The organism is Draconibacterium sp. (assembly GCF_041583095.1).
Classification (GTDB): Bacteria; Bacteroidota; Bacteroidia; order Bacteroidales; family Prolixibacteraceae; genus Draconibacterium.
Genome location: NZ_JBFHGM010000320.1, coordinates 1 through 5,438, shown reverse-complemented (window position 1 = coordinate 5,438; position 5,438 = coordinate 1). Strand labels below are relative to the sequence as shown.

The window sequence follows — 5,438 nt, the reverse complement described above, 5'->3', positions numbered from 1 at the left end:
TATTACTATCAGCTCGGCTCAGTTACACCTATGGCAGTTATGGGCGAATTTAGATCAGACAATGCGCTAATGGATGAAGCTCCATACACTGAATTTGATGAATTCGATAATGGTTTAACAGCAATGGAAGATCAATTCATGGGGCCTTTTTATACAGCTTTATATAAGTCGATCTTAAGTGCAAATAACGTAATTGAAAATTCAACAAATGCAAAAGAGGTTGGTGAAGCTAAATTCTTGCGCGCTTTGTCATATTTTAAATTGGTGAAAGTTTTTGGCGATGTTCCTGTAAATCTATCTGCCACACCTAGTTTAACAGATGTCTCTGTTTTATCAAGGCAACCGGCTGCAAATGTTTACAATAATGTAATCATTCCTGATTTTACTGATGCAATTGCAGTTTTAGATGCTGAAATAGACAATGGAAGAGCGTCTAAATACGCAGCTCAGGGAATGCTGGGAAAAGTGTATATGCAAATGGGCGATTTCAGTAATGCAGCAACACAGTTAGCTGCTGTTGTAAACGGAGCTGCTGCTGCAGGGATTGAATTAAAAGATAATTTTGATGAGATTTTTGGTGCGGAAAATGAGGTTGAGAATTCTGAAATCATATTTTCAACCCAGATATCAAGTTCAATAATAGACGAATATTCGCCTGCCTCAGATTTTTGGAATTGGTATGTTGGAGACGATCCAAAAGCAGATTTTCCTGTTGATCAGGACTTAGTTGCTGCCTTTGATGCTAGCGATGCCAATGGAGGAGGTACGGATTTAAGAAGAGCTGTAACTTTAAGAGAGGATGGATTAACAGCTGTAAAATTTCCCAAAGAAGGAGGCATGGGTGCTGAACATGACTGGATAGAACTGAGATTAGCAGATGTAATTTTATTGTATGCAGAAGCATTGAATGAGAATGGATCTTCTGCTGAAACCGTTCTTGATTTATTGGATCCTATCCGCACAAGAGCAGGATTATCCGTTTTAGACCACAATGTGATAAATACTAAGGAATTGGTTCGGCAAGCGATTGCAGACGAAAGAAGACTGGAATTAGCTTTTGAAGGACAAAGATGGTTTGATTTGGTGAGAAGTGGTACTGCACAATCTGAATTGGGAGAAACATTTGATAGTAAATACTATTTATTTCCTATTCCAATCTCAGAAATTCTGGCAACCGATGGAGTAATTACACAAAATGATGGTTATTAATATATAAGGTTTGTTGAACCTTGTTTCGGGGAGTATGGAATAATCCTGCTCCTCGGTTTAAAGTTACATCAATACATGGGATTAATACAATCCTGGTTATTAGTTGAGTTTTAGTTTAGTTAGAATCTTGAAGGGGATGGTACTTCCCATCCCCTTTATTTCTCTCATTGTAATAAAATTTCCAGATGAATTCACGAAGGTCGTTTATAAAAAGATCACTACTTGCTTCCATGGTTCCTTTAACTGGTCTTACTCCTGTATTCGGGATGAGTATTTTGGGGGGCAATAGCAAAAGAAAGGTTTACATTTTTTCGAAACACCTGCAATGGCTGGATTTTGACGAAATGGCATTAACGGCCAAAAACATTGGCTTTGACGGAATTGATTTAACCGTTCGACCCAAAGGACATGTTATACCGGAACGGGTAAAAGAAGATTTGCCTAGAGCAATTAACGCAATTAAAGCGGCAGGTTTGGATGCAGACCGAATGACTACCGCCATAACCGATCCGGAAGATGCTTTAACCATCGATATTCTGGAAACAGCAGCTAAAGAGGGAATAAAGAACTATAGACTCGGGTGGTTCGACTATAATCCAACTCTTTCTATTGAGGAAAATATCACTGGATTCAATTTGAAATTAAGAGGATTAGCAAAGCTGAATAAAGAACTGGGTTTAACGGCTGCTTACCAGAACCATGCCGGCGAAATGGCGGGTGGTCCTGTTTGGGATATGAGCTTGATGCTGGATGGGATTGATCCGAATTTGGTTGGAGTAAGATACGATATCAGGCATGCAACGGTTGAAGGAGGTACCTCGTGGCCACTGGGAATGAAACTTCTTGCAGACAAAATCAATAGCTTCGATGTAAAAGATTTTATCTGGAAGAAAACTGACGGGAAATGGCGACCTTTTAATGTGCGGGTTGGTGAAGGAATGGTTGATTTTGATCGTTATTTTCAAATCATTGATGAGTTAAGTATTAAAGGTGATTTTACAATTCATTTGGAATACCCAATTGGCGGTGCCGAACATGGAGCAACAACACTGTCCTGTTCTTCAGACGAGGTAATATCAGCCATGAAAAAGAACCTGAACACTTTACGGAGTTTCTTATAAAAGACTAATCAATAATAAAATGATTCAAAGATTCATATATAGTTGTTTGTTTCTACTGCCTTTTGCTGTGTTTGCACAAAATAGTGGAGTAGCCTACAGTCATGTACCCACAAATGCAGAAATTATAGAATTACTCGATGTAAATTATAGCTCCGAACTACAAGCTATACAAAACAACTACAAGCAAGGAAATACAGAACAGGCTCTTGAAGAGCTTGCAATATATTTTAAGGAAAGATTCTCCGAACGCTATTTTTTCGATTGGAAAAACTTTGAAAATCGTTTTTCAGAATACAACCAGATGTATGCTGACCGTGAAGAATTTCATAAAAAAGATGCAGCAAAACACCTGGAATTGTACCCCGCCTCAACACAATGGAAAATAGGTTTTGAAAACCTGAAAGGCGAAACAGTTACATCATATCCGTATCGCCACTTAACACGACAACATAAAGCTGGTAGTATTGCATTTTTGTACCATTACACCGGCAACAAAAAATACCTGGATTATATTCCGGAGCAGGCTGCTTCATTAAATACAGCTTTTAACAATAATGAATTTGAAACGATAGAAGACGGTAATGGTGCTTACGAATGTTATCGTGCCGGAAACCGAGTTTGGAATTGGCTACTGGTTCATCAAATTCTTTTGGCATCCGATGATTATTCAACTACACAGCAACTGGAAATGATTCGCACGTTCCTGCATACGGGGGCCAAACTGTACCACCATCATCCGGTTTACACCGAAGGAAACCACCAAACACGTGGAATGAGTGCGTTGGCAATGCTGGCATTTCTTTTTCCCGAAATTGAAGGTTCCGACCTTTGGAAAGAAAGATCACTGAAACGTTTGGAAGAGCATCTTGAAAAAGAAATTTATGGCGATGGCTTTCAATTCGAGCGTACGGTACATTACCATATCGACGATATTGAAAATTATTTTTATCCTTACCAGTTAGCCAAACTAAATCGTATTGAATTAAAACCTATTTGGGATACAAGAATAAAAGGACTTTTTGATGTGTTGCTGAAAATTGCTATGCCCAACAAAAAAGCTCCTGTTTTACAAGACGATACCGATTCGCCCTGGGCTGAATACAACGAGATTGATCATACGATGGCTTTGGGAGCCGTCTTGTTTGGAGAACCCGATTACGTTTATTTCGCCTCCACAAAAGTATCGACTGAATATTATTGGTATTTAAAACCGGAACGGCTGGCGCGGTTAAGCTCCGTTCAGAAGAATGAGCCGCAACTGGGATCATGTGAACTCCCGGAAACAGGTTATTATATGATGCGAAATGGTTGGGGGGCGAAGGATGTCTATGCCATTGTATCGGCAGGCTTAACACCCGAAAAGCCTGACCATCAGCATGCCGATATGCTGGGATTGCAGCTTTGTGCATTTGGAAATGTTTTGCTTCCGAACTACCAGGTAAGATACTATTTGCCCGATTTTCCCGAATTTAAAAACTCATGGGTAAAAAGCGTTGCACTGCTTGATTCAATCCCTCAGGGGCGTGAATGGAAAGGAAACAAGGGCGGAAGCGGTTTTGGAAAGTTTGAAAATTTGCCCGAACCAAGAGTGTTGGCGTGGGAAAAAAATAAGGAATTCGATCTTTTTGTAGGAAGCCACAATGGATACGACAAAGAAGGAGTTAAAACCTACCGAACTGTAATTTTTATAAAAGATGGTTTCTGGATTGTTCGCGATCAATTTATTGCAAACGGTGGACAACATACAACACAGCAGGTTTGGCAGGGACATTACGATGTGGAAAAAGAAGGAAAACATACACGTTCTGTTTTTCCGAACGGAGCTGGATTGGAAATCATTCAATTGGGCGACTCTGCCGACCAAATTTCAGAAGCATCAGCTCGCGGAAAGGGGAGAAGTGTATTTCAAAAAAGCTTTCATAACGAAACTTCGTGGACTACACTTTTATTTCCATTCGAGAATTTTGAAGAGCGTTTGATGATAGGTGATTACAACGAATTCAAAGCAAATGAATGGAACATTGTTTCAGGGATAAACAGCCCGGTTAAAACCAATGCAAAACAGGTAGTTTATAAAAAAGAAGACTTTATCTTTCTGGAAGCAACGGAATTGGCAGTTGATGACAAAGTCGTTTCTGTAAGCTCAAAAAGCGATTTGTGGGTGAAGCTCGAAGAAGATAAATTGGAAATAACCAATTGTGGAATAATAGAGGTTGAGATTAATAATACGCCGGTTAAACCAGGAAAAACAGTAATATTATAATGAACGAAACAAAGGTAAATAAGAGTATATTGCAAAAGATAGTCGCGCTAATACTATCTTTTGGACCGGGCATTTTTGCCATTGGGTATACCATTGGAACGGGTAGCGTAACATCAATGATTGTTGCCGGAAGTAGCTTTGGTATGCAGTTGTTATGGGTGCTGCTTTTTAGTTGTATTTTCTCGGGGGTGCTAATTTATACCTACGGAAAATATACCCTGGTAACCGGCGAAACCGCATTATTTGGTTTTAAAAATCATTTTAAGGCAGGTAAACTTATCGCCATTCTTATTATTGTTGGAATCACTTTTGGCCAATGGAATTCGCTAACAGGAATACTTGGGATCTCTGCTAACATGATTTATGAAATTGTTGCTTTGTATTACCCGTCAATTAGCAGTTCAGAATACCAGGTAGTTTTAGGAATAGCTATTGTAATTATGGTAACCTTCTATGGTTTACTGATGGTTGGAAAATACACCTTCTTCGAGAAAGTGTTAGTAATTTTCGTAACTATCATGGGAGTGTCGTTTATTGCCTCTTTGCTTTTTGTCTTTCCTAAGCCAACAGAAGTTATTGAAGGACTAATCCCGTCAATTCCCGATGTTGAAGGAGGCCAAATGTTAACAGCTGCTTTTGTGGGAACAACCATGGCAGCAGCCACTTTTCTTTCACGTCCGCTTTTTGTGCTGGGGAAAGGCTGGACAATTAAAGATTTAACAAAACAGAAGAACGATTCGATAACCGCAGCTATTTTGGTTTTTATTATCAGCGGATCTATTATGGCAGTGGCAAGTGGCGCACTTTACCACGAAGGTAAAGTAGTAACCAAGGTACTCGATATG

4 protein-coding genes are annotated in these 5,438 nt (G+C 39.4%); all 4 read left to right on the top strand.

All coding sequences use genetic code 11. The features are described from left to right. On the top strand, window positions 1-1,209 hold a 1,209-nt coding region (locus tag ABZB17_RS20050; protein WP_372652962.1), incomplete at its 5' end, for a RagB/SusD family nutrient uptake outer membrane protein. A gap of 185 nt (window positions 1,210-1,394) precedes the next feature. Further along, window positions 1,395-2,330, top strand: a complete 936-nt coding sequence (locus ABZB17_RS20045; protein ID WP_372652960.1) for a sugar phosphate isomerase/epimerase family protein — start codon at window positions 1,395-1,397, stop codon at window positions 2,328-2,330. 19 nt (window positions 2,331-2,349) lie between these two features. Next, the gene (locus ABZB17_RS20040; RefSeq protein WP_372652958.1) at window positions 2,350-4,593 is read left to right on the top strand and encodes a heparinase II/III family protein; all 2,244 of its coding nucleotides are present in this window, start codon (window positions 2,350-2,352) and stop codon (window positions 4,591-4,593) included. Continuing rightward, window positions 4,593-5,438 (top strand): Nramp family divalent metal transporter (locus tag ABZB17_RS20035; RefSeq protein ID WP_372652956.1); only part of this gene is annotated, 846 nt, incomplete at its 3' end. The genes ABZB17_RS20040 and ABZB17_RS20035, both read left to right, overlap by 1 nt.